Here is a 24,711-nt window from a genome sequence, read left to right on the forward strand (position 1 = left end):
TCACCCACAGTTGGTTACTTAATTAATTTCTTATATTTAATAATTGCTACTGTCTTATGGGGGAGTAAAAGTGAGCTAATGGTAGTAGTCCCAATTTTATAAACCCATAATTCTGAATTCAAAATTCTCGATTAGTACGTAATAATTTTTACCGTTTGCCCATTTTTTACACTACGGGCTCCTTCTTGAATTATTTTATTTCCGTCTTCTAAGCCTTCTAAAACCTCGATAAAACCCGCTTGCGTTCTGCCTGTTTTGATAAATACTTGTTTAGCAACCGCTTTGTTATCTTTTACTTGCTCTAAAATGAAGATGTATTGTTCGCCAGCTGCATTTTCGCTAATAATATTTTGCGGGATTAAAATTGCTTTGTCATTGGTATAATCATTGATTTTTAATCTTGCCGTTAAATTTGGCTTTATCGTGTGCTCCAAGTTTGGAACATCAATTTCAACTTTATAGGTGCGGTTATCTGGGTTAATGAAACTTCCTGTTTGATTTATTTTTGCATCTAATTTCTTGCCGAGTACTGGGAAAAAAACTTCAACATTTTTTCCTTTAATGATGTTCGAAATATACGTTTCCGGGACATTAGTTTTAATATACATATTGCTTAGACTTACAATACGCATTAACTGTGTTTGCCCAGAGGCAACAACACTTCCCTGTTCAGTTATAATTTCATCAATAGTGCCAGAAAAAGGTGCTCTTACGGTTGCCTTTCCTACTTGCTGCTTCATAGAATTTATAGCGTTAAGCTGCCCATCGTAAGAAGATTTTGCTTGGAGGTATTGTATTTCACTCCCTATTTTTTGATCCCAAAGTCGTTCTTGTCTCTCAAAAGTTGTCTTTGCTAAATCCGCCTGCACTTGCATTTGCGCCAATTGTTGGCCCATACCGCCGTCATCAACAATGGCTAAAGTTTGTCCTTTGCTAACACGTTGTCCTTCTTTTACATAAACACGTTGCAAGACACCACCCATTTCTGGGGTTATTAAAATGTTTTCATCAGTTTCTACACTACCCTGTAATTCTACATAATGGCTAAAGACAGTATCTTTTGCAATAATGGCCGTTATTAGTGGAATGTTTTTTTCTGGATTTAAATCTTTTAATTTATCATCCAGTTGTTTTATTTGTGAATTGAGCGCTTGCTGTTGCGTTACAATTACATCTCTTTTTTTCTGAATAGCGGCAACATCACCATTGGCGATAACAGCTTCGACAGTGTTTTCTTTACCATCGCCACAAGAGACGATTAATAATGCGAGCGTTAGTATTGTTAGGAGTTTTTTCATTTTAAAGTATTTGGTTTTAACCTGTAATAATGGGTTTGTTAGTATTTGTAATTGGTCTTTATTTCGTCACTAGTAATCCTCAACTGCGGTGTATTCAGTACCGTTTCAATAGCAGCTTTTGCGTTAATCATATCTAACATACTTTGAAAATATCGTTGCTGTGCAGAATATAGTTGCGTTTGCGCTTGACGCAGATCAAAACTAGTCGCGAGTCCTTCCGTAAATTTTATCTGATTTTTATTTTGTATTCTTTCTGCCAATCCAATATTCTTTTTTGAGTTCTCATATTTTTCAATCGCATATTGATAATTGCTTTTTGCAGTATTTAATTCTAATTGTATTTGTTGTTTTGTTTCTTCTAATTCGGTTTTAGCTTGATCCAAAGCAATTCTTGCTCGTTTTGTTTTAGCATTTCGCATTCCACTGCTAAAAATGGGTACATTTAAGTTAACACCAAATAGAGACGATTGAAACCAAGGTTGAGAATTGTCAACAAAAGTGAAGGTATTGCTAAAAGCAGCGGTTCCATAATTTATGAATGCAGACAAACTTGGCAAATATTGACTCTTTTCCAATTGCATTTCAAGATCACGTTGCTCTGTTAAGTTTTGCGCAATTTTGTAGTCTACATTTTCTTCAATCGAAGCGGTTTGTTCAAGCAATGCGATGTTGCCGTTTTGCGAAGCGAGATCGTCTAAATTATCGGTGAGTACAACATTGGCTTGGACATCAATGCCTAATGAAATATTGAACATTTGTTGTGCGATGGTATTGGCACGACGTGCATTGCTAAGTTGTGTTGATGTTTCTAATAATGTGATTTCTAACTGCTCAACGCTTTCTTCTTCGGTAAGCCCATTTTCAAAAACTTTTTGGGTCTCAAAAAGGTTTTTTTCGAGCGTTATTTTATTTTTTTCAAAAACGGTTATTAATTCTTCTGAAAGCAACACACTGCCGTACGCATTAACAACACCTTTTCTTATTTCAAGCCTTGTTTTTTCATTAAGGTTTTCAGAAAATCGAAGGAACGATTTTGCTGCTTTTAAACCTACTAAATAACTACCATCAAAAATCAGTTGGTTAAGTGTTGCTGTGGCATTGACGTTTTGTGGAACCCCAAAAATAACAGGGACAAATGTTCCTGGCGCACCCCCATTTAATTCTCCAGGAATTAGCGTGACAGGTTGTTTTAAATTGTTTTGATACGATAGGTTACCGTTAATTTGTGGAAGACCTGCAGCAGTGGCTTCCCATTTTTGCTGAAGTGCTTTTGCGATATCCCGTCTTGCATTAATTGAACTGTAATTACTGTCAAGTGCAACAGAAATTGCCTCCTGTAATGTAAAACTGTAGCGCGTGTTGTTTTGGGCTAAAGTTACTCCAGAAAGTGTCACTAATAGTATAAAAATGTACTGTTTCATTAGTCTTGATTTGATTGTATAAGTTGGTTAAGTATTGTTCTTCCATAGGGCGTTACGATACCTCTTAGGTGGTATTCTAGATACATTTCATATAAGGACTTTCCATTAAACATACTAGTAGGAAAGAGGTCTTCGTCTTTTATACCAGTGATTCCGTTAAAGTAAATTCTAGCAACAAATTGCACGTCTATGTTTTGTCTATATAAGTCTAGATCGAGCCCCTTATTAAGGTTTTCCACAACACAGTTTTGCATAAAACTAAACTGTCTTTTTTTAATGTTCCCGTAGATTGATGGGTAGTATTTTTGAAGTTGATACCAAGGGGAAGCCTTCTCATTGTGCATATGCTCCATCACCCTTTTTTTGATATCATATATCTCTTCTATAGGGTTTTTATTAAATGAACAGATACCGTTAATATCTTTTGTAACCTTTTCAAAAATTGCATCGGTAACTACCGCAACGATCGTTTCTTTATTGTTGAAATGAGAATAGATAGTCTTCTTAGAAATCCCCATTTCACTAGCGATATCATCCATAGTGACACTTTTAAACCCGAGGGTCATAAACATTTCTGAAGCTTTATGTATGATATTGTCTTTCATTTTTATTGCCTCGAAGGCGAATGTTTTATGTTCTTGGAAACAAGAATTTTTTTAATACAGCGAGCAAATATAACCATGGAAACTTTAAAAACAAATAAAGTTTCCATAGTTTAATGTATTTAACTTTTGCTTAACTTTTGAAGCAAATACTTTTAATGAACGCATTTTGAATTTTTCTTTTACCTGATAATTAGCCATTTTGAGTTCTCAATTTAACGTTCTTGACTACCTTCCGCCGGGGCAGATGCTAATAAAAAGAGCTTCATTACAGCATAAAAGCTGTAATTCTTGGTTCCAAACAAAAAGTCAAGATGAGTTCAATTGATTTTGTACTGTGAATACTTACTTTTGCAGAAAATCATTGATCTCATGTTTGAGGAACTTTCAAAATATGCTGACGCACTTTCAAAAAACCTTGAAAACATTGTTGAAGTACACGAGCCTAAAGGGCTTTATGAGCCTATAGAATATATCATCTCTTTAGGAGGAAAGCGTTTGCGTCCTATTCTTACTTTAATGGCGGCAGATTTTTTCTCTGAGGATTATAAAGAAGCTGTCAACGCTGCTATTGCAGTCGAGTTGTTTCATAATTTTTCGCTGATTCATGATGACATTATGGACAATGCCCCCTTGCGCAGAGGACAAGAAACTGTTCATGAAAAGTGGGATTTAAATACAGGTATACTTTCTGGAGATGCCATGCTTATTCTTGCCTATCAACTTTTTGAAGGGTATGAGGCGGCCATGTTTCAGCAGTTAGCTAAACTGTTTAGTAAAACGGCATTACAGGTTTGTGAAGGGCAACAATACGATGTAGATTTTGAAACTCGCAACGATGTTACGATTGGAGAATACATTAAAATGATCGATTATAAAACAGCTGTTTTAATTGGTGCGGCTTTAAAAATGGGAGCTATTGTGGCTAAAGCAAGCACTACTTGCAAAGAAAATATCTATGATTTTGGTCGTAATTTGGGGATTGCGTTTCAATTACAAGACGATTATTTAGATGCTTTTGGAAACCCAGAAACCTTTGGAAAACAAGTGGGAGGTGATATTATTGCCAATAAAAAGACGTTTTTGTATTTAACTGCCATACAAAAATCAAATGCAGAAGATGCGGCGACGCTAAAAGAAATGTTTTCAGAAACCTCTGAGAATCCTGCCCATAAAATAGCAGCGGTTAAAGAAATCTTTACAGTATCTGGAGCTAAAGATGCAACCCTTGCAGAAATTGAACACTATACCAAAAAAGCAAATGCCTTGCTAGCCGATATAAAATTACCAAATGATAAAAAGGATTCGCTTAAAAGCTTTGGGAATTGGTTGATGAAAAGGACGGTCTGACATCGGGACAATTTTGAAATTAACTACGCTTTATTTCAAAATCACTCAGTCAACTTTGACTTGTTGTTTGATTAAACACTCTAAAAAAATAAAACTTTAGAGACACATAAAACTTAAAATTTCAAGTTTTTAAATTTATATTCAAGTAATAAATTTGATTATGAGAACAGTGGTAGCTATAACAAAAGCTTCGTTTTATTGTTATGATAGTGATGGCACAAAAATGGCTTCAGCTTTTGAATTTGAAAACAATTATTTTTCCGCCTTCAGTATTCTTAAAAGAACTGTTATTAGCGCTTTAAAAAGTGCGTTGAGAACTCAATAATAACGCTTTACTAAGATTCAATTTATCCTGGCAGAATTGCAAAAAAATAATTGCAATAAATACAAATGAGATGCTCCGAGCTAGGGTGAAGGAGTGCTTTTAATAAGATGCGAAGCAAAACTTATTTAAAATTGTATTGAAGACATATTGTATTAAAGGTTAAAAGAACACCCTCACGAAAGGAGCCCAAGCGGTAGCATAGATATTATCATTGTCATTAAAGAGGACATTATATCTAAGGCCCAATACGGCTGGACCTGCACGAAATCCTGCTCCTAGAAAAAGTGCGGTATTCCATCCAGATTCTTCAAATGGCAAGTTTACAAAACTTCCGTTAGACAGAGCAATGAAGTTTTCTCCATTAATATTGTAACGCAATTGTTCTAAATCTGCACTCAGTTGTATTTGAGGGATGGGATTTGCCAACACAATAAAACTACCGCCATACAAGGTCGAATTAAAATCACGCCCATCTTGATAACTAAAATGAAGTCCGGGTCCTGCACTTACATATTGGTTAAAATTGTAAACAGCACTCGGAGAAATGCTTGCGCTAAAAATTCCGTTCCCAACATTTAAACCAATGCCTCCTCCAATACTTACATTGTCCCAAAAACGAGTTTCCACATTGGTTTCTTGAGAAAACAATATGGCGCTATAAAGTATCAAGCAAAACACAAGAATATAGTTTTTTAAAAGTCTAAATTTTAAATAAAGCATTGGGAATATTTTAGGATTTCAGGCTCATAAATATAGTAAAACCAAAGTTGTAATTTGAGTTTTTGTTGTATTTTTGTCTTTGTTTTAAACAACTACCCAGTTTTCCGAGTATGGATAAATATTCTTTCTTAAACGCCATTCACCCCGAACAGATTTCGGCACTCTACGATAAATACTTACAATTTCCTGACAGTGTTGAGCCTAGCTGGCGAGCGTTTTTTCAAGGATTTGATTTTGGTATTGAAAGCGGTTCAGCCATTGAAGCAGGCTTTGCTTCCGAAGACATTCCAGAAAATGTTTTTAATGAGTTTAAGGTTATAAAACTTATAGATGCCTATAGAACACGAGGGCATTTGTTTACAAAAACAAATCCTGTCCGTGAAAGAAGAAACTATACGCCTACCTTGGCCTTGGAGAACTTTGGACTAAGTCAATCTGATTTAACCCTCGAATTTGAGGCAGGCTCTATTTTAGGACTCGGAAAGGCAACACTCTCCATTATTTTAGCCCATTTAGAGAAAATTTATTGTGAGTCTATTGGTATCGAATACATGTATATTAGGAATCCACAAGAGCTAAAATGGATTCAGAATTGGCTCAATAACAACGAGAATCATCCAATTTTTTCGGCCGAAGAAAAAAAACACATCCTTAAAAAGTTAAACCAAACATTTTCTTTTGAAACATTTTTACATTCAAAATATGTAGGTCAGAAGAGATTTTCAGTGGAGGGATTAGATGCACTTATTCCAGGTCTTGACCATTTAATGGAGACGGGGTCTGAAAAAGGAATTGAGCAATACGTTATAGGAATGGCACATAGAGGTCGTCTTAATGTGCTAACCAATATTTTGGGCAAACCACCAGAAAAAATCTTTAGTGAATTCGATGGTAAAGAATATGACGAGGCAGAGCTATTTGATGGCGATGTAAAATACCACATGGGGTGGACAAGTTTTCGCGAAACGCGAAAAGGGAAAAGAGTACGTATGGATTTAGCGCCCAATCCTTCGCATCTTGAAGCTGTAAATGCTGTTGTTGGGGGTATTGCTCGCGCAAAACTTGATAATGTTTTAGGGGGTGACACAAAAAAAATACTACCCATTCTTATGCACGGTGATGCTGCAGTAGCAGGTCAAGGCGTTGTTTATGAATTTGTGCAAATGGCGCAATTAGAGGGGTACACTACAGGTGGAACATTACACATAGTGACCAATAACCAGGTAGGCTTTACTACTAATTACCTAGATGCACGCACGTCAACCTATTGCACAGATGTTGCAAAGGTGACACTTTCTCCCGTATTGCACGTGAACGCAGATGATGTTGAGGCAGTCTGTCACGCCTTCGCATTTGCATTGGATTTTAGAATGGAGTTTGGCAGAGATGTTTTTATAGACATCCTAGGGTATAGAAAATATGGGCATAATGAAGGGGATGAGCCTCGATTCACCCAACCTCAATTGTACAAAGCAATTTCAAAACACGAGAATGCTCGCGATATCTACGGAAAAAAATTAATTGAACAAGGTGTTATTGAAAAAGGACACATCAAACAATTAGAATTAGAATATAAAGAAGATCTTGAAAACGATTTAGAGGCTTCAAGAAAAAAAGATAAAACCGTCATCACTGAAATTCTTGCAGATGACTGGGATGGTTATATTTTGGGAATGCGAGAAGACATTTTAGCCAAAGTAGACACCACGTTTCCAATAAAAAAATTAGATGCTTTAGCAAATGGAATTACCAAGTTGCCGAAGGATAAAAATTTTATTCGTAAAATTGAAAGAATTATTAACGAGCGCAATAAACGCTATACCGAAACCAATAATCTAGATTGGGCAATGGGGGAGTTATTAGCGTATGCTTCTTTAATGGAAGAAGGGTTTGATGTGAGAATGTCAGGACAGGATGTGGAAAGGGGAACCTTTTCTCACCGTCACGCAACCATAAAGACAGAAGATGATGCGGAGGAAATAAACTTGCATAACAACTTAGGTCTTGACGGCAAGATGTATATATACAATTCCTTGCTTTCAGAATATGCTGTGGTTGGTTTTGATTATGGGTATGCAATGGCAGCGCCTAAAACATTGACTATTTGGGAAGCTCAGTTTGGAGATTTTTCAAATGGTGCTCAGATTATGCTGGATCAATACATTTCAGCAGCAGAGGCAAAATGGAAAACACAAAACGGCTTGGTAATGCTATTGCCTCACGGATACGAAGGGCAAGGGTCTGAGCATTCTAGTGCGCGCATGGAAAGATACTTGCAATTGTGTGCTCGTAATAATATGGTACTAGCAGATGTGACAACTCCGGCTAATTTTTACCATTTGTTGAGAAGGCAAATGAAATGGAATTTCAGAAAACCGCTAGTTGTTTTTACTCCTAAAAGTTTGTTGAGACATCCAAAAGTGGTTTCGACAAAAGAAGAATTGGCTAATGGTGAATTCCAAGAAGTAATAGACGACACAGCAGTAGATAAAAAGAGGGTTACTACCTTAGTATTTTGTACTGGAAAATTTTATTATGATTTAATTGAAAGAAGAGAAAATACCCAAAGAGAGGATGTCGCTTTTGTTCGAGTAGAACAATTGTTCCCATTGGCTATTGAAAAAATAGCAGCAATAATTAAACAATACCCAAACGCAGACGACTATGTTTGGGCACAAGAAGAACCAAAAAACATGGGGGCTTGGGGCTTTATGTTAATGAATTTTGATATTGTTAAATTAAGATTGGCCTCTAGGCGTGTTTACAGTGCGCCAGCAGCAGGAAGTAGTACGCGCTCAAAGGCCAGACATCAAAAAGTAATTGATGCTGTTTTTAATAAAGAATTAGACTAAAATAGATAATAATATTTTACAAAAGTAAAATGTAATTTTATTGGTATGTTAGAAATGAAAGTTCCCTCACCGGGAGAGTCCATCACGGAAGTTGAAATCGCACAATGGCTTGTCGAAGATGGTGATTATGTTGAAAAAGATCAAGCAATCGCTGAGGTTGATAGTGACAAAGCAACCTTAGAATTGCCTGCAGAAGCTAGCGGAATAATTACGCTAAAAGCGGAAGAAGGCGACGCCGTAGAGGTGGGTGCTGTCGTATGCTTAATAGATACCGATGCTAAAAAACCAGCAGATGATGATACTGATGCTGCAGAAACTCAAAAAACACCCGTTAGTGAAAAACTGGAGGTAAAAGAGAAAGTTGCGCCTGTAGAAAATAAAACCTACGCGACTGGAACACCCTCGCCAGCTGCTAAGAAAATTTTAGATGAAAAATCTATTCCAGCCATTGATGTAAAAGGAACAGGAAGAGCTGGTCGCATCACAAAACACGATGCAGAAAATGCAATGCCGTCTATGGGGACAGCAGGTTCTAGTGGTCGCGGATCGTACCGCACAAAACTATCTTTGTTGCGTCGTAAGGTCGCGGAAAGATTGGTAGAAGCAAAGAATACAACTGCAATGCTTACTACGTTTAACGAAGTAGACATGTCGCCAATTTTTGCGCTAAGAAAAGAATATAAAGAAATCTTCAAGGAGAAACACGGGGTAGGTTTAGGCTTTATGTCCTTCTTTTCATTAGCCGTAGTTAGAGCTTTAGAAATGTATCCAGCAGTCAATAGTATGATAGATGGCAAAGAAATGTTAACCTTTGATTATAAAGATATTTCTATTGCAGTTTCTGGACCTAAAGGCTTGATGGTGCCAGTAATGAGAAATGTGGAGAATTTGAGTTTTAGAGGCGTAGAAAGTGAAATAAAAAGATTGGCAATCAGAGCACGTGATGGTAAAATTACAGTAGATGAAATGACGGGAGGAACCTTTACAATTTCAAACGGTGGGGTTTTCGGAAGTATGTTGTCTACTCCAATTATCAATCCACCACAATCTGGGATTTTAGGAATGCATAACATTGTAGAGCGTCCTATAGTAAAGGATGGTCAAATAGTAATTGCTCCAATTATGTTTGTAGCTTTAAGTTATGATCACCGTATTATAGATGGTAAAGAATCTGTGGGATTTTTAGTGGCTGTTAAAGAAGCACTGGAAAACCCTTCAGAGTTGTTAATGAATGGAGATGTTAAGAAAGCCTTGGAGCTTTAAAACCATTTGCGTAAAAATCAAAAAAGTCCGATAGCAACGCTACCGGACTTTTTTAATATACTGTATTTTTTAAATAAAGTAGTCGATCAAGTTTAGGCTTATAATGCCTACAAATACAATAATAAGCGTTATTATAACTACTTTAGTTTTTGTGTTTGTTTCTTCTGTTTTTATATAATCAAAAAGCCATTTTGCCATGGTGTAAAGATGCTACATATCTTTACACTAGTCAATAGGTGAAAACCCCTGTTTTCGTCTTGATTTATAGCAAAACAGATGAATTTGTCCTATAATAAGTACAAGCAGTTGCGACCGTAGTCTATAATCGCTCTATGTTTTTTTAAAAAGTCTGCGCCTAAAATACCGTGTATGGTGTTAGTCGAAACTTTTAAAAGGGCTTCATTTACATGGCTTAAATCCAATAAAATTAGGTCAACATTATGTTTGCTTAAACATCCAATTAGTAAGGAATTATTTAATGCAATTTTTGTTTCTAGATTTGTAGCTCCTGCGCCAGCAGCTAAGACTTCACTGTTCTCACTTTTTAAATTAAAAAAAAGGGTGTGTTCCCAACCCACGCAGCTTGTTGATGCGCCGGTATCTAGTATAAATAATCCTGTGACATTGTTTAGTTTAACGTCACAGGTGTAATGTCCAGATGCCAATCGCTTTAAGGGGATTCTTTCAAAGTTTTTTCTGGTAAGTAATTCTCTTAATTCCAAATGTAAATTTTGTAGCAAAGATAGTCAACAAAATAACTAACTTTGTAGCGATGTTAATAGATACCCATACCCACCTTTATAGTGAAGCATTTGACGAAGATCGCCAGGCGATGATGCAACGAGCTATAGATGCTGGTGTCACACAGTTTTTTATTCCCGCAATTGATAGCTCCTACGCCAATGCTATGTATGATTTAAAAAAGACGTATCTAGATAAAGTTCATCTAATGATGGGGTTGCACCCAACCTCTGTTAAGGATAATTACAAAGAAGAATTGGCTTTTGTGGTTTCTCAATTGGAACAAAAAGAATTTGTAGCTATTGGTGAAATTGGGATTGATTTGTATTGGGATAGGGCTACATTAGAAATCCAACAAGAAGCATTTAGGTTTCAGATTCAGCTTGCTAAAAAATATAAACTCCCCATTGTAATTCATTGTCGTGATGCTTTTGATGAAGTTTTTGAAATTTTGGAGCTTGAAAATGGAGACGAGCTCTTCGGAATATTTCATTGTTTTACAGGGACCTTGGAACAGGCAAAAAGAGCGATTTCGTTTAATATGAAATTAGGCATTGGAGGCGTAGTTACTTTTAAAAACGGAAAAATTAACACCTTTTTAGATCAAATTCCGTTAACCGAAATTGTGCTTGAAACAGATTCGCCTTATCTAGCACCAGCACCCTTCCGTGGTAAAAGAAATGAAAGTAGTTATTTAGCATACGTATGTGCTAAAGTTGCTGAAATCTACCAATCAAGCACAACCGAAATAGCAGAACAAACGACTAAAAATGCAGAAGCGGTTTTTAGTAAATATTTAAGGGTTCATTAATTAAAAGACACTTATTTAAGTTTACATTGGGCGGAGCTGAAATACGAGCAATATTATGAAGAAACACAGTAGCAACATACTGCTTATTTATACGGGAGGAACCATTGGGATGATCAAGGACTTTGAAACAGGATCTCTTAAAAATTTCAACTTTGATGAATTGCTACAGCACGTTCCTGAGCTTAATCTATTAGATTGTGTAATAGATACGCACAGTTTTGAGACGCCTATTGACAGTTCAAACATGAATCCCGATTGTTGGGAACAATTGGTTGGGATTATAGAAAACAGGTATGAAGAATTTGATGGTTTTGTTATTTTACATGGCAGCGATACCATGTCTTATACGGCATCGGCAGTAAGTTTTATGCTTGAAAACCTAGCAAAGCCAGTCATATTTACGGGATCTCAATTGCCTATTGGAGATTTGAGAACAGATGCTAAAGAGAATTTAATTACCTCTATCCAACTTGCAGCATTGCGCGAAAATAATGAGCCTGTAGTAAAAGAAGTAGGACTGTATTTTGAATATAAACTTTATCGAGCCAATCGAACTACAAAAATAAATGCCGAACATTTTGAAGCATTCGCTTCTTTAAATTATCCCGCATTGGCTGAGAGCGGCGTCTATCTTGCTATAGAATACAGGGCATTGTTAAAAGTAGACACGACTAGAATATTTAAGACGTATACAAAAATGGAAGACAACGTTTTTGTTTTAAAGATGTTTCCAGGCATTAATCAAGCAACGATACACCACTTATTTGCTGCGCCTAATTTAAAAGGCCTCATTCTAGAAACCTATGGCAGCGGAAATCTAACTACGGAAACTTGGTTTCTAAAAGCATTAAAAAAGCTAATTGATAAAGACATCCCTATTATAAATGTGACCCAATGTTCTGGCGGAAGTGTGGAAATGGGAAATTACGAAACAAGTGTTGCTTTAAAGAAAATGGGAGTGATAAGCGGTAAGGATAGCACTACAGAGGCTGCCGTAACTAAATTGATGTTTCTATTAGCAAACAGAAAGCAAGATGTAGGCTTTAAAGAACAATTTGAAACCTCCTTGCGTGGAGAAATTTCATAAATTTTTAAAATAAATGCTTTGAATGGTAGGGTATAAAGACCTTTATTTGCAATGGTAAAATAGAAAGGTGGCCGAGTGGCTTAAGGCGCACGCTTGGAAAGCGTGTATACGGCAACGTATCGAGGGTTCGAATCCCTTCCTTTCTGCAAGAGGAAATCCTGTATCGAGAGATTCAGGATTCTTTTTTTTTAAAGGGACCAAGTCAAAGACGTGAAATAGCCTCAAAAACAGAATCCTAAATGCCTTTCTCTGGTATTTTAGGGTTTCTATGCTCGGCAAAAGACAATCTTCTAGAATCAACATTAGTTAATCCCAGCAAATGCATAATATTTTGGATTCCAAAAGAAAAACATGGGTTCCTATTTCAGTATGGTCCATTCTGAAAAAAGCTACATAATTTTAAACAGTCATGTATAAAAATAATAAAGTGATTATACATAATAGGGAATCTTTTGAATTAGAAATTTTATCCACTCATAGTCCTCTATTCTTTGCGCAAATAGTGCGGTGGCTATTGGCAATAAAAATAAGAGTAACACGTACATTTTTTTAGTAAAAAACTCCAAGTTACATAAGGTGTTAGTTGATAATAAGAGCTCTTTCAGAGCTAAATGGCTTTTTTAAGTTTTATAGGTGCAAATACCTTTTGATTGTAAATAGGCCTTTGCTTCTGATTTACAGTCATTTTTTCGGACTTCAGCTGTTTTAGTATAGAAGCTTTAAATATTAATATAAAGAAAACTCAGATTTCATTTTTAAAACGGTTGGAGCAAATTTTACTCGATTAGAAAAAATAATCTTGGATTGGGTTTGCCGTAAAAAAGCAATGATGCCGTATTTAATATAAATAGCAACCAAGTACCATTAGTTATTATCCTAATTTGGCGTATTGGATTGTTAGCTAATATTTGATTTGTTATGCGCTTATCTTAGCCGTATACGTCTGTTGCAAAACTCTTGATATTAGCGCAAAAGAGCCGCTATTTCAGTCAATAGCAAAGCGTTCAAATTAAATTTTCACAACATCAACTTTATTACAACAGGTTATTTCATAGTAAGGTATAGTATAAGTAGACAGTTGTAAAAATATTAAATCACACTAATTTTAAAGACCACGTCCAATATTCTTGTTTGTTAACATATTTATTTTATATCTTTAAAACCTTAAACTAAAAACAAACTTAAGTCGATAGCAATGAAAAAATTATTTTCTATTATGGCAATTGCCGCACTTGTATTTGCGGGATCATTAACTGCAAATGCAGCAGCGTTAGCCTCTGCAACAACAACAAACTCAATAGTTGAGTCTACTACAGTTACCTTAGCTCAAGATGATGCCGATGAAGAGGCAGAACCATTAGGATGGCATCAAGGTTTAAAACAACGTTTTATCCAAGGAGGCCCTGGATTTATGGGAATTGTACTTTTATGTCTTATCTTAGGTTTGGCAATGGCAATTGAGAGAATTATTTTCTTAAACCTATCTACAACAAATACACAAAAACTTGCTGAATCTGTTGAAGACGCACTGAACAGCGGAGGTCTCGAAGCTGCAAAAGAAGTTTGTCGCAACACAAAAGGACCTGTTGCTTCTATTTACTATCAAGGACTAGACCGCGCAGATGAGAGCATCGAAGCTGCAGAAAAAGCAGTAGTCGCATACGGTGGAGTACAAATGGGACAGTTAGAGAAGAACGTATCTTGGATTTCATTATTTATTGCTTTAGCACCTATGCTTGGATTTATGGGTACAGTAATCGGAATGATTGTTGCGTTTGATAAAATTGAAGCAGCTTCAGATATGAATCCTTCATTGGTTGCTGGTGGTATTAAAGTAGCACTTTTAACAACTGTATTTGGTTTAATCGTTGCGATTATTCTTCAAATTTTTTATAATTATATCATTGCAAAAATTGACAGTATCGTTAATAGTATGGAAGACGCTTCTATTACATTGATCGATATGTTAGTGGCTTACAAAAACAAAGGATAATTTAAAACCCATTCAATAATGTCTTTACATAAAATATTTAAAATAATAGGATTAGTCCTTAGTTTGGCGGGAGTCGTTTTATTGGCGATAATTGTTGCTAAAGGGGATGATGCTATCCGAGATAGTGGGGGAGAAGGCCTTGACGGATTCTTATATGTAGCCTATATCACAATGGTAATAATTTGCGTAATTGTTCTTTTGTTTGTAATAAAAGGAGTCTTTGCTGGTGATATTAAGAAAACATTAATTTCTTTAGGAGGAGTTGTACTAATTTTTATTATCTCTTATTTTCTTGCTGAAGGAACAGAATCATTTACAAAAGATGGAGAACTTGTCACTGCACAAACATCTAAATATATAGGTGCTGGGCTTTACGCTTTTTATATTATGGCGATACTAGCAATAGGATCTATGCTATTTGGTGGTGCTAAAAAATTAATATCAAAATAATATGGGTAGAAGAGCAACACCAGAAGTAAATGCAGGTTCTATGGCGGACATCGCATTCCTGTTGCTTATTTTTTTCTTAGTAACAACTACTATTGAAAAGGATAAAGGAATCGCGCGACAATTACCACCAGAACAGCCTGAGAACATTGATCCACCAAAACTTAAAGAGAAAAATATTTTTATTGTTAATGTCAATAAGAGTGATCAATTGTTAGTGGAAGACAATCTAATGAATATTATAGATTTGCGATTAGCTGCTATTGAGTTTTTAGATAATGGAGGCGATGGTTCTTGTACTTTCTGTAAAGGAAAGAGAGATCCTGCTTCGTCAGATAATCCTGACAAGGCAATTATATCGGTTCAAAATGATCGTGAAACTTCTTATAAAACATATATACAGGTTCAAAATGAATTGGTGGCTGCGTATAGTTTTTTAAGAGATAGGGAATCACAGCGCTTGTATGGCTGGAAATTTACAGAAGTAAAACGTGCTCTTGGTGAAGGTAGTTACCTAGGTAATAAGGATGCTGCACAAGAAAAAATGAAAACCATTCAGGATTTATTTCCAATGAAATTATCTGAAGCTGAACCAAAAACAGCGGGACAATAAAACGGTAACAAATGTCAAAATTTACAAAGAAAAAAAGTGGGGAATTGCCAGCGGTAAACACTGCATCGCTTCCTGATATTGTTTTTATGTTGTTGTTTTTCTTTATGGTGGTAACTGTATTGAGAAAAGACAATTTATTAGTAAAGCAACAATTACCCAAAGCAGATCAAGTTGAAAAACTTAAGAAAGATCGTTCTGTTTTTATTTATGCTGGAAAGCCTAGTTCACGCTATGCTGAAAAGTATGGTACGGAAGGTAAAATACAAGTAGGTGATAAATTCACAGATGTTTCGGCGTTAAAAGCGGCATTAACAGAGCAACGTTCAAAGTTGTTGCCAGAGCTTCAAAGCAGTGTTGTAGTCGCTTTAAAAGTAGATGAAGAAACGAACACCGGTTTAGTTACTGATATTAAGGAGAAGTTACGTGAACTTAATATGGTTAAGATTATTTACATTGCTGCATCAGGTAATGATGTAGGAAAAAATTAATAATTTTAAACCCATAACAAAACTATTTATTAAAAACCCTTTCAAATTTCGGAAGGGTTTTTTTGTATATTTAGTTTTTGTTTTATCTGTATATCTTATATTTTGTACACTAATTTTGTCTTTTTTACTGTAACTGCCTTTATAATGCAAGAAAAGTTACTTATTAGAATACAAAAGCCGAATTTTTCGGATTCAAACAGACATTAAAATGATTTCATCATCAACTCTTAATGGTAAAAGAATGATTTCTAAAGTTGTAAAAATATGTTTATTGATAGTCTTGTTTATAGGTGCTACCGATGCAACAGCGCAACAAGAAGTTCAAACAGATACTATTGATTATGATTCAAAATATAGAGAGGATCAGTTTTACATTGGTGTTGGGTACAATCTTCTTTTGTTTAAACCTCAAGACGCTATCTCTAAGGGGCTATCAGGAAGTATGCATTTTGGTTTTTTAAGGGATATGCCACTAAATGAGAGGCGAAATATTTCCATAGCGATGGGATTAGGAGCATCTTTTAATGAATATGGAAGCACTTTATTTATCGGTGAAACATTACAAGGAGCTTCTGTTTTTACGGTTTTAGACGAGGGTGACATAGACTTTGACCGCAATGGTTTTAGTACTGCCGTAATAGAAGTGCCATTTGAGTTAAGATGGCGTTCTTCAGCTCCTGAAACCTATAAGTTTTGGCGAGTATACACAGGTTTTAGATTGGGATATGCCTATTGGTATAAAGCTACCTTTAAACAAGGAGGTAATAATGTAGATCAGACAGATATTCCAGAATTTAATCCCGTCCGGCTTAGTGCAACGCTATCGTTTGGCTACAATACAGTTAACTTTTTTGCGCAGTATAGCCTAAATCCTTTTTTTGATGGTGCTGTTACTACTCAAGGAGAGACTGTAAATATGCTTCCTTTAAAACTTGGTTTTATCTTCTATATTTTATAGCCAAAAATTCAGCATTAGTATTTGCGGAATTACGCCTATGAAAAACCCAATCGTTAGTTCAGCCACGGAGTGTGAGTCTGTGTGTAATCTCGAAGTTGCTACCAAGCCGTTCCCAATAAGAAATAACGAAATTAGTCCTAATAGGTTTCCTTTAAAATGAACGCTTAACCCTACTAAAAACATAGTGACACCTGCAATTGCCATTTGATGCAAACTTACCTTAAATCCAAAAAAAACTAGAAACAGTGCTGTTAAGGTTGTAAATAGGATGCCTACAAAAAAGTAATATAATTCAATATCATCATACGGGTCTAACACCATTTTTAGAATTAGTAACAACAATAAACATTGAATCATCAATGGATATTTTCTTTCCGATGTTTCTTTTAAATGAATGGATTGAATGAGATTTAAATTTTTCAGCAGGAAAAAAGTAATGATTGGGATACATACCGTAATAATAGTAATGGCTATTAATTTTGCACTCATAAATGACGAATCTACAAATCTAGGGGTGACACTAAAATAAATAAGCACACCCAATAACGGCATAAGTATTGGATGGAGTACATAGCCGGCAATCTTTAAGAAACGGTTCATTAAATTTCTTTTCTTAATCTTGCTACTGGCAAGTCAAGTTGTTCTCTGTATTTTGCTATTGTTCTTCGCGCAATTGGATACCCTTTTTCTTTTAGAATTTTAGCAAGTTTGTCATCTGTTAAGGGCTTTCTCTTGTCTTCTTCACTAATAGTTATTTCAAGAATTTTTTTAATTTCACGAGTGGAGACATCTTCTCCTTGATCATTTTTCATGGATTCACTAAAAAATTCTTTAATTAGTTTTGTCCCGTAGGGAGTGTCAACATATTTACTGTTTGCTACTCGCGAGACAGTAGATATATCCATATGAATGGTATCTGCAATATCCTTTAGGATCATCGGTCTCAACTTACGCTCATCACCAGTTAAAAAGAACTCTTCTTGCCTATGCATAATGGCATTCATAGTTACAAACAGTGTTTGCTGTCGTTGCTTTATGGCGTCTATAAACCACTTAGCAGCATCTAATTTTTGCTTAATAAACATCACGGCATCTTTTTGAGATTTAGATTTTGTCTTAGATGCTTTATATCCTTTTAACATATTGGAATATTCGCGAGAAACATGCAATTCTGGAGCGTTTCGACCATTAAGCGTAAGGTCTAAATTTCCGTCAACAATTTTGATCGAAAAATCAGGCACCACGTGTTCCACCATCCTAGTTCCGGTAGAAATAGATCCTCCCGGTTTTGGGTTCAAATGTTCTACTTCATGAATGGCATCCCGAAGATGATCTTCTGTAATATCAAATTTGGCGATTAGTTTTTTGTAATGTTTCTTCGTAAAATATTCAAAAGCATCCTCTAAAATTGCAATCGCTAAAAGAACGGAGGGTGTATGTGTTCTTCTTTCCAATTGCAATAATAAACACTCTTGTAAATCTCTAGCACCTACCCCTGCAGGATCTAGTTCCTGTACTTTTTTTAATACGTTTTCTACCTTATCTGCAGTAGTGTATATGTTTTGGGTAAAGGCAAGATCGTCAACAATATCTGCAATTTCTCTTCGGATGTAGCCACTTTCATCCACACTTCCTACTAAGAACTTTGCTATTTCTTTATCTTCATCATCAAGTCGATAGGTGCTAAGTTGCTGTAATAAAACTTGGTTAAAAGAAATTCCTGATGCATATGGCATGGTGTTTTCTTCATCATCTGCACTGTGGTTGTTTGCAGATAACTTGTAGCTGGGAGTTTCATCATCACTCAGATAGTCATCAACATTTATTTCTGTTTCTATCACTTCGGTACCGTCGTCGTATTCTTCATCTTCATAATCATCATTAATGTCTTCATCAAATTTTTCCACCTCTTCTTTACCTCCTTCAAGTGCCGGGTTCTCATTCATTTCTTGAGAGATGCGTTGCTCAAAAGCCTGCGTAGGCAATTGTATAAGCTTCATCAATTGTATTTGTTGAGGCGATAATTTTTGAGATAATTTAAATGAAAGATGCTGTTTTAACATTGTCGTTGTTTACGTACTTATAAAGTTAAAAAAAATCCAGCTACCGATAGCTTTATGGTGCTGGATTTATTAAAATATTGGGTGTTTTCGTTAAGTGGCAGCAAATTTAAGCACGCTTAACGACGATATCTATTAAAATTCTGCGTTCCCTGGGCTCCGAGGATAAGGAATTACATCACGAATATTCCCCATTCCTGTTACAAATTGAACCAAACGTTCAAACCCTAAACCAAAACCACTATGCACACAGGTTCCAAATTTCCTCAAATCAAGATACCAGTATAGTTCATCTTGAGGGATGTTCATGTCTTTCATTTTTTGAACCAATACTTCATAGCGCTCTTCACGTTGAGAACCCCCTGCAATTTCTCCAATGCCGGGGAATAGAACGTCCATTGCTCTTACGGTTTTGCCGTCGTCGTTAAGACGCATATAAAAAGACTTTATTTTTGCAGGATAATCAAATAAAATCACTGGGCATTTAAAGTGTTTTTCTACTAAAAAACGTTCGTGTTCACTTTGTAAATCTGCTCCCCATTCATCAATTATATATTTGAATTTCTTCTTTTGATTAGGCTTTGAGCGTTTTAAGATTTCAATAGCTTCCGTATACGTAACACGCTTAAAATTATTTTCTAAGATAAATTTAAGCTTATCTGTAAGTGCCATATCGCTGCGCTCCGCTTGAGGTTTCGTTTTTTCTGAATCTATCAATCGCTTTTCTAAAAAGGCTAGATCATCAGCACAATTTTCTAAAGCGTAGGCAACCACATATTTAATAAAATCTTCTGCCAAGTCCATATTGCCTGCTAAATCGCAAAAGGCAACTTCTGGCTCTATCATCCAGAATTCTGCAAGGTGTCGTGATGTGTTGCTGTTTTCGGCTCTAAAAGTAGGCCCAAACGTATACACTTTTCCTAAGCCCATCGCATAGGTTTCAGCTTCTAATTGGCCACTTACCGTAAGGTTTGTTTCTTTTCCGAAGAAATCTTGTTTGTAGTCTATCGTGCCATCTTCATTAACGGGAGCATTGTTGTGTGGTAGATTGGATATTTTAAACATTTCGCCAGCACCTTCTGCATCGCTTCCTGTGATAATTGGAGAATGCATATGATAAAATCCGTTTTTTTGAAAATATTCATGTACTGCAAACGATAATTTTGAGCGCGTACGCATGACCGCGCCAAAGGTATTGGTTCTCACCCTTAAATGCGCTTGCTCGCGAAGTTTCTCGAGCGAGTGTCTTTTAGGCGAAAGGATGGTTAGTTTTACTTCTTCAGGATCTGCTTCTCCTAAAACAGTAACTTCACTAACTTGGATCTCCACCTTTTGTCCTTGTCCTTGACTTTCTACCAGCACCCCTTTAATTTCAATCGCAGCACCCACTGTAATTTTGCTTAAAATTTCGGCGTCAAATGCTTCAAAATCTATGACACATTGTATGTTGTGGATGGTAGAACCATCATTCAAATTGATAAAGCGGTTGCTTCTAAAGGCACGTACCCAACCACAAACGGTAACGGGGTGCATAGAAGGGGCTGTAGAAAGTAATTTAATGATATCAGTATGTTGCATATTCCTAAAATTGTTTGGCAAAGATAAATTTTAATTGGTACCTGAAAATCGAGAAGGGGCTTTTTTTCTGTTTTGACGGAAGTATTTACCTAAGGCAGCATCCATCCTTGAATAATTTAAACAGATACTCAAGAGATATCTTCCCCGTCCTCTCTTTGATCGTCTAAAATTAGCAATGCAGGTTTTTTAAACGTTTCCTTATTTGCAATGCTTTTTTCTAATGAAAGTAAAAGGGAAGGAAGTAATAGCAAGTTAGCGAGCATCGCAAAAACTAGGGTTATAGAGACTAACGCCCCCAATGCAACGGTACCTCCAAAACTCGAAATTGTAAAAACGGAAAAACCGAAAAACAATACAATCGATGTGTAAAACATGCTCACGCCAGTTTCTCGTAAGGCCGCGTATACTGATTTTTTAATCTTCCAATCGTTTGCAATAAGTTCTTGACGGTACTTCGCTAAAAAGTGAATGGTATCATCTACGGAAATTCCAAAAGCAATACTAAACACTAAAATCGTAGATGGTTTTATAGGAACTCCAAAGAATCCCATAAGCCCAGCCGTAATAATAAGCGGTAATAAATTAGGCAATAGCGAAACAAGGATCATCCTAAAACTACGGAACATCCAGGCCATAAAAAGAGCAATAAGTAATATAGCAAGTGACAATGAAATGATAAGATTGTTTACCAAGTATTTGGTTCCTTTTTGAAATACCAAAGCTTTACCAGTAAAGCTAACGGAGTACCTGTCTTCAGGGAAAATTTTCGCTGCTTTTGCCTTTAGATCTTCTTCAATCCTATCAAACCTATCGGTAGGAGTGTCTTTCATAAAGGTGGTAATCCTAGCAAATTGACCTGTTGAATCTACATAGCTTTGGAGCAGGTTGGTGTCGCTAGCGCTGCTTTTTGCGTAACTTAAAATAAACGTTCGTTCTTGGCTATTGGGCAATTGATAGTATTCTGGATTGCCATTATAATAGGCCTGCTTACTATATTTAACTAGATTAACAACGCTCAAAGGTTTTGCAAACTCTGGTATTTCTTCAATGTAGTTTTGAAGTTCGTCCATCCTCTTTAAAGTGGCGAGTTTCATCACTCCTTTGTTACGCTTGGTATCTATAAGGATCTCTAGCGGCATAATACCTTCATACTCCTTTTCAAAAAAGCGAATGTCTTTAAAGAACTCTGCTTTCTTAGGCATGTCCTCTATAAGACTTCCAGAAATTTTGATATTATACATTCCTATAATACTTAGACACAACAATAAAATGGAAGCTATGTAAATGGCGATGCGGCGCTTGCGCACCATGTTTTCCATCCAGTCTACAAAACCATTAATCCATTTCCTGTTTAAATGCTTTAAATGTTTGTCCTTTGGAACAGGCATGTAGCTATAAATAATAGGAATGATAAATAAGCACAATAAGAAAATTGCAATGATGCAGATGGAGGCTACGGTACCAAACTCAGACAACAATTCACTATTTGTTAGAATAAACGTTGCAAATCCAGAAGCAGTGGTTACGTTTGTCATTAAGGTAGCATTACCCACTTTTGCTATTACACGTTGCAAAGATTTTGCTTGATTACCATGTAATTTGATTTCTTGCTGGTATTTATTGATAAGAAAAATACAATTGGGGATTCCAATTACAATAATTAAGGGAGGAATTAGTGCCGTTAAAACAGTTATTTCATAGCGAAGTAACCCCAAAACACCAAAGGCCCACATTACACCAATTATAACAGTAATCATTGAAATAAACGTGGCCCTAAACGATCTAAAGAACAAGAAGAAAATTAGGCTCGTTACCAATAATGCAGCACCAATAAACAATTCAATTTCATCTACGATATTCTGTGAATTTAAGGTGCGTATATAGGGCATCCCTGAAGTATAGACATTGATGCCAGTGTCTTCTTCAAATTCTTTTATTTTCGGAATCACTACATTCTCTATAAAGGCTTTTCGTATGGGAGTATTAACAATGTCTTTGTTTAAATACACCGCGGTTCTAACCGAAGTTTTACTTGGGCTATAGATAAGACCATTATAAAAGGGAAGCTTTTCGAAGAGCTCGTATTGTAATCTTTTTAGATTTTTAGTGGTGTAAACAGAATCATTGACTAGCGGTACTAACTTAAAACCTTCTGTTTTGTCACTTTTTTCTAATTTTTGAAGATCACCTATGGAAAGCGTAATGTCCACTTCTGGATTGGACTTGAAAGTTGCTGAAAGCTCATTCCATTTTCTAAAATTTTCAGGAGTAAATAACGTGCTATCCTTAACTCCGTAGATAATTAAATTACCTTCTTCGCCAAATTTTGAAAGAAATTGCTTGTATTCTTCGTTTATTTCGTGGTCATCTGGGAGAAGGTTCGCTTCGGTATAGGTAAAGCGCATGTGTTTCCACTGCATACCCATAAATACAGTAATCAGCGCAATGATAATTAATATAACAGCACGATTGCGCAATATAAAACGCGCTGTGGCACTCCAAAAACCGATGCTGAAAAGTTTATTCAAAAATTTGAAAGCTATACATGAAATGTAAAGATACCATTTAGAGATAAGGAAAGGAAACGTTTTTAATGGTGTTTATTGAATCCTTACTTCAGACTATAAATTGACTTCTTGAAACTAGTAGATTACCTCGCCGTTGGAGTCGAAACTTTGAAGACGGCAAAAGTGCTATTGCAGGTTTTATGAAGTTGTAAGTTGAAAAAAGTTTTGTATGAGAACTTAAAACTTGGCGTAGAATGTAAACTTGAAAGATATATTATCTTCAAATTCTGGTAAGTTGTAAAATCCATATCGATAGGAACCACTCAAACCGTACCCGAATATAATTTTATTGAGTTCGAACCCTGATTCATTATAAACTTGCTCCAATGTATTAAACGGAATTCCCAAATGATTTTCCTTTTCATCTAGATCTCCAATAGCATGGCGTGTGACAAAAATTAATTCTGGTTTCTATTTTTCGGTAAGTTTAAATCGTCTTAAACCGTGCTTTATTTGAAATATTGCCAATTGATCACTAAAAAACTCGCCAAAAAACATGGTTTCAAAACTTCGCCTTCCGGTTATAGAAAAACATTGTAAAACCCGGTCTTTTTTGGGGCTTAGGGTATGCATGAAATAAATGGGTAAGCGGTACATCGCCCGCAGCGTATAAGCCTTCGAGTAAAAAACTTATAGAAGACAAATTAGTTCGTTTGATATAATAATCTAGTTTCAAACCAAATTTTGTGTAGTCAAAATCGCTACCAATGATACCACTAATACCTTGAGTTACTTGTGCGCTTGTTTTTGGGAAACCATCAAAAGACCCTACACGACCATCTTCCATAGTTATGAAATTTGTTTTTGAGCTTATTCTAACCGAAACTGTTGCCTCAGTAGTGCGTTAGTTTGTTTTTGGAATGCCGTCAAGGACATAGGCATAGTCTTCAATTTGAGTAATGCTACTTCTTGAAATACGGGCTTCTGCTAAAATTTTTTTTAAAATTCAGTTTGGAGGTTGGCTTGCCAAGTTTGAGGTTTGTAAAATTGAGTTACATTAACAAGTCGAGGTTCAAAAACAGAGTACAACCGGTCATCAGTCAAATATTTAAAAGAACCTATTTCAGCAATATCATCAATATAGTAAAAGTTAAACCCAGTGCCACGTTCCTTATTAAGCCTAAGTGAATTACCAATACTATATTTAATAGCATCGTCTTTAAAACCATAGGCAAAATAGCCTCCAATTTTATACCGGTCAGAGAGATTATCATTAGTAATACCGCCTACTCCCAATCGCAAGCCTTCGTAGTTGTTGTATTTGATAATATACTTTAAATCAATATCAAAAAAAACCAATAGGATAAAAGCCCGTATTAAAGGAGCTTACTTTTTTTGTAGGACTAGTTGCTGTGGAGTCCTGTTTTGTTTGTGCTACCGTTTCTTGAGCAAAAAAATGGTAGGGTAGCACCAATAAAAATAGAAGGACAAAGCTACGCATACAGGTATTGAAAACTAGATGTTTTAAAATCCAAACGCACAAAAATAAAGCCGCTCAAAAGCCGCTTTATTTTACATAGAATAAATAGGAATAAAC

22 protein-coding genes and 1 tRNA gene are annotated in these 24,711 nt (G+C 35.8%); 12 read left to right on the forward strand and 11 right to left on the reverse strand.

The genetic code is table 11. The annotated features are described in order from the left end of the window. Window positions 1-131 precede the first annotated feature (131 nt). From ABXT67_RS06660 to ABXT67_RS06670, 3 genes are read right to left on the reverse strand one after another with little or no spacing between them, the layout of a single operon-like run. Complete coding sequence (locus ABXT67_RS06660) at window positions 132-1,298, reverse strand: efflux RND transporter periplasmic adaptor subunit (protein WP_415376490.1); 1,167 nt, start codon at window positions 1,296-1,298, stop codon at window positions 132-134. A 38-nt stretch (window positions 1,299-1,336) separates the two neighbouring features. After that, window positions 1,337-2,719, reverse strand: coding sequence for a TolC family protein (locus tag ABXT67_RS06665; protein ID WP_415376491.1), 1,383 nt, complete (start codon window positions 2,717-2,719; stop codon window positions 1,337-1,339). Then, complete coding sequence (locus tag ABXT67_RS06670) at window positions 2,719-3,324, reverse strand: TetR/AcrR family transcriptional regulator (protein ID WP_415376492.1); 606 nt, start codon at window positions 3,322-3,324, stop codon at window positions 2,719-2,721. The genes ABXT67_RS06665 and ABXT67_RS06670 overlap by 1 nt, the downstream gene beginning before the upstream one ends. 369 nt (window positions 3,325-3,693) lie before the next feature. Between ABXT67_RS06670 and ABXT67_RS06675 the strand changes: the two genes are divergently transcribed. Next, entirely contained in the window at window positions 3,694-4,671 is a 978-nt protein-coding gene (locus tag ABXT67_RS06675; RefSeq protein ID WP_415376952.1) for a polyprenyl synthetase family protein, read from the forward strand. Between the two features lie 160 nt (window positions 4,672-4,831). Continuing rightward, the gene (locus ABXT67_RS06680; RefSeq protein WP_415376493.1) at window positions 4,832-4,996 is read left to right on the forward strand and encodes a hypothetical protein; all 165 of its coding nucleotides are present in this window, start codon (window positions 4,832-4,834) and stop codon (window positions 4,994-4,996) included. Between the two features lie 159 nt (window positions 4,997-5,155). Here ABXT67_RS06680 and ABXT67_RS06685 read toward each other — a convergent pair whose 3' ends face one another. Beyond that, window positions 5,156-5,716, reverse strand: a complete 561-nt coding sequence (locus ABXT67_RS06685; RefSeq protein ID WP_415376494.1) for a hypothetical protein — start codon at window positions 5,714-5,716, stop codon at window positions 5,156-5,158. Between the two features lie 110 nt (window positions 5,717-5,826). Here ABXT67_RS06685 and ABXT67_RS06690 point away from each other — a divergent pair, with 110 nt between their 5' ends. Together ABXT67_RS06690 and odhB are read left to right on the forward strand one after the other, a co-directional pair. After that, window positions 5,827-8,568: a 2-oxoglutarate dehydrogenase E1 component gene (locus ABXT67_RS06690; RefSeq protein WP_415376495.1), complete on the forward strand. Its 2,742-nt coding sequence runs from the start codon at window positions 5,827-5,829 to the stop codon at window positions 8,566-8,568. Between the two features lie 45 nt (window positions 8,569-8,613). Beyond that, complete coding sequence (gene odhB, locus ABXT67_RS06695) at window positions 8,614-9,831, forward strand: 2-oxoglutarate dehydrogenase complex dihydrolipoyllysine-residue succinyltransferase (RefSeq protein ID WP_415376496.1); 1,218 nt, start codon at window positions 8,614-8,616, stop codon at window positions 9,829-9,831. A gap of 287 nt (window positions 9,832-10,118) precedes the next feature. Here odhB and ABXT67_RS06700 read toward each other — a convergent pair whose 3' ends face one another. Continuing rightward, window positions 10,119-10,553 (reverse strand): TIGR02281 family clan AA aspartic protease, encoded by a 435-nt coding sequence (locus ABXT67_RS06700; RefSeq protein ID WP_415376497.1) that lies wholly within the window; start codon window positions 10,551-10,553, stop codon window positions 10,119-10,121. Between the two features lie 50 nt (window positions 10,554-10,603). On the opposite strand from ABXT67_RS06700, the gene ABXT67_RS06705 reads away from it, so the two are divergent. From ABXT67_RS06705 to ABXT67_RS06740, 8 genes are all read left to right on the forward strand, one after another. After that, complete coding sequence (locus ABXT67_RS06705; protein WP_415376498.1) at window positions 10,604-11,383, forward strand: TatD family hydrolase; 780 nt, start codon at window positions 10,604-10,606, stop codon at window positions 11,381-11,383. 55 nt (window positions 11,384-11,438) lie between these two features. Further along, window positions 11,439-12,470, forward strand: a complete 1,032-nt coding sequence (locus ABXT67_RS06710; RefSeq protein WP_415376499.1) for an asparaginase — start codon at window positions 11,439-11,441, stop codon at window positions 12,468-12,470. Between the two features lie 61 nt (window positions 12,471-12,531). Next, a tRNA-Ser gene (locus tag ABXT67_RS06715) sits at window positions 12,532-12,616 on the forward strand. Window positions 12,617-13,665: 1,049 nt separating this feature from the next. Then, window positions 13,666-14,463 (forward strand): MotA/TolQ/ExbB proton channel family protein, encoded by a 798-nt coding sequence (locus ABXT67_RS06720; protein WP_415376500.1) that lies wholly within the window; start codon window positions 13,666-13,668, stop codon window positions 14,461-14,463. 18 nt (window positions 14,464-14,481) lie between these two features. Next, window positions 14,482-14,913 (forward strand): hypothetical protein, encoded by a 432-nt coding sequence (locus ABXT67_RS06725; RefSeq protein ID WP_415376501.1) that lies wholly within the window; start codon window positions 14,482-14,484, stop codon window positions 14,911-14,913. 1 nt (window position 14,914) lies between these two features. Next, complete coding sequence (locus tag ABXT67_RS06730; RefSeq protein ID WP_415376502.1) at window positions 14,915-15,523, forward strand: ExbD/TolR family protein; 609 nt, start codon at window positions 14,915-14,917, stop codon at window positions 15,521-15,523. An 11-nt stretch (window positions 15,524-15,534) separates the two neighbouring features. Then, the gene (locus tag ABXT67_RS06735; protein WP_415376503.1) at window positions 15,535-16,011 is read left to right on the forward strand and encodes an ExbD/TolR family protein; all 477 of its coding nucleotides are present in this window, start codon (window positions 15,535-15,537) and stop codon (window positions 16,009-16,011) included. A 208-nt stretch (window positions 16,012-16,219) separates the two neighbouring features. Further along, window positions 16,220-16,969, forward strand: a complete 750-nt coding sequence (locus ABXT67_RS06740; RefSeq protein WP_415376504.1) for an outer membrane beta-barrel protein — start codon at window positions 16,220-16,222, stop codon at window positions 16,967-16,969. Here the strand turns inward: ABXT67_RS06740 and ABXT67_RS06745 are convergent. From ABXT67_RS06745 to ABXT67_RS06770, 6 genes are all read right to left on the reverse strand, one after another. Then, complete coding sequence (locus ABXT67_RS06745) at window positions 16,964-17,569, reverse strand: hypothetical protein (protein WP_415376505.1); 606 nt, start codon at window positions 17,567-17,569, stop codon at window positions 16,964-16,966. The genes ABXT67_RS06740 and ABXT67_RS06745 overlap by 6 nt on opposite strands. Further along, window positions 17,569-19,032, reverse strand: a complete 1,464-nt coding sequence (rpoN, locus tag ABXT67_RS06750; RefSeq protein ID WP_415376506.1) for an RNA polymerase factor sigma-54 — start codon at window positions 19,030-19,032, stop codon at window positions 17,569-17,571. Before rpoN ends, ABXT67_RS06745 begins: the two co-directional genes overlap by 1 nt. A gap of 132 nt (window positions 19,033-19,164) precedes the next feature. Continuing rightward, complete coding sequence (asnS, locus tag ABXT67_RS06755; RefSeq protein ID WP_415376507.1) at window positions 19,165-20,607, reverse strand: asparagine--tRNA ligase; 1,443 nt, start codon at window positions 20,605-20,607, stop codon at window positions 19,165-19,167. A 128-nt stretch (window positions 20,608-20,735) separates the two neighbouring features. Beyond that, the gene (locus ABXT67_RS06760) at window positions 20,736-23,135 is read right to left on the reverse strand and encodes an efflux RND transporter permease subunit (RefSeq protein ID WP_415376508.1); all 2,400 of its coding nucleotides are present in this window, start codon (window positions 23,133-23,135) and stop codon (window positions 20,736-20,738) included. Window positions 23,136-23,676: 541 nt separating this feature from the next. Continuing rightward, window positions 23,677-23,961, reverse strand: a complete 285-nt coding sequence (locus ABXT67_RS06765; RefSeq protein WP_415376509.1) for a hypothetical protein — start codon at window positions 23,959-23,961, stop codon at window positions 23,677-23,679. 152 nt (window positions 23,962-24,113) lie between these two features. Further along, window positions 24,114-24,473: a hypothetical protein gene (locus tag ABXT67_RS06770; RefSeq protein ID WP_415376510.1), complete on the reverse strand. Its 360-nt coding sequence runs from the start codon at window positions 24,471-24,473 to the stop codon at window positions 24,114-24,116. Between the last annotated feature and the right edge of the window lie 238 nt (window positions 24,474-24,711).

It is taken from the genome of Patiriisocius sp. Uisw_017 (genome assembly GCF_047731265.1).
Lineage (GTDB): Bacteria > Bacteroidota > Bacteroidia > Flavobacteriales > Flavobacteriaceae > Patiriisocius.

What these genes read in the sequence shown, in the direction of transcription:
- ABXT67_RS06660 (WP_415376490.1), bottom strand. Translation starts at nt 1,298, where the DNA reads ATGAAAAAACTCCTAACAATACTAACGCTCGCATTATTAATCGTCTCT.
- ABXT67_RS06685 (WP_415376494.1), bottom strand. Translation starts at nt 5,716, where the DNA reads ATGCTTTATTTAAAATTTAGACTTTTAAAAAACTATATTCTTGTGTTT.
- asnS (WP_415376507.1), bottom strand. Translation starts at nt 20,607, where the DNA reads ATGCAACATACTGATATCATTAAATTACTTTCTACAGCCCCTTCTATG.
- ABXT67_RS06705 (WP_415376498.1), top strand. Translation starts at nt 10,604, where the DNA reads ATGTTAATAGATACCCATACCCACCTTTATAGTGAAGCATTTGACGAA.
- ABXT67_RS06665 (WP_415376491.1), bottom strand. Translation starts at nt 2,719, where the DNA reads ATGAAACAGTACATTTTTATACTATTAGTGACACTTTCTGGAGTAACT.
- ABXT67_RS06740 (WP_415376504.1), top strand. Translation starts at nt 16,220, where the DNA reads ATGATTTCATCATCAACTCTTAATGGTAAAAGAATGATTTCTAAAGTT.
- ABXT67_RS06690 (WP_415376495.1), top strand. Translation starts at nt 5,827, where the DNA reads ATGGATAAATATTCTTTCTTAAACGCCATTCACCCCGAACAGATTTCG.
- ABXT67_RS06725 (WP_415376501.1), top strand. Translation starts at nt 14,482, where the DNA reads ATGTCTTTACATAAAATATTTAAAATAATAGGATTAGTCCTTAGTTTG.
- ABXT67_RS06710 (WP_415376499.1), top strand. Translation starts at nt 11,439, where the DNA reads ATGAAGAAACACAGTAGCAACATACTGCTTATTTATACGGGAGGAACC.
- ABXT67_RS06765 (WP_415376509.1), bottom strand. Translation starts at nt 23,961, where the DNA reads ATGGAAGATGGTCGTGTAGGGTCTTTTGATGGTTTCCCAAAAACAAGC.
- ABXT67_RS06680 (WP_415376493.1), top strand. Translation starts at nt 4,832, where the DNA reads ATGAGAACAGTGGTAGCTATAACAAAAGCTTCGTTTTATTGTTATGAT.
- ABXT67_RS06670 (WP_415376492.1), bottom strand. Translation starts at nt 3,324, where the DNA reads ATGAAAGACAATATCATACATAAAGCTTCAGAAATGTTTATGACCCTC.
- ABXT67_RS06675 (WP_415376952.1), top strand. Translation starts at nt 3,694, where the DNA reads ATGTTTGAGGAACTTTCAAAATATGCTGACGCACTTTCAAAAAACCTT.
- ABXT67_RS06730 (WP_415376502.1), top strand. Translation starts at nt 14,915, where the DNA reads ATGGGTAGAAGAGCAACACCAGAAGTAAATGCAGGTTCTATGGCGGAC.
- ABXT67_RS06745 (WP_415376505.1), bottom strand. Translation starts at nt 17,569, where the DNA reads ATGAACCGTTTCTTAAAGATTGCCGGCTATGTACTCCATCCAATACTT.
- ABXT67_RS06720 (WP_415376500.1), top strand. Translation starts at nt 13,666, where the DNA reads ATGAAAAAATTATTTTCTATTATGGCAATTGCCGCACTTGTATTTGCG.
- odhB (WP_415376496.1), top strand. Translation starts at nt 8,614, where the DNA reads ATGTTAGAAATGAAAGTTCCCTCACCGGGAGAGTCCATCACGGAAGTT.
- rpoN (WP_415376506.1), bottom strand. Translation starts at nt 19,032, where the DNA reads ATGTTAAAACAGCATCTTTCATTTAAATTATCTCAAAAATTATCGCCT.
- ABXT67_RS06735 (WP_415376503.1), top strand. Translation starts at nt 15,535, where the DNA reads ATGTCAAAATTTACAAAGAAAAAAAGTGGGGAATTGCCAGCGGTAAAC.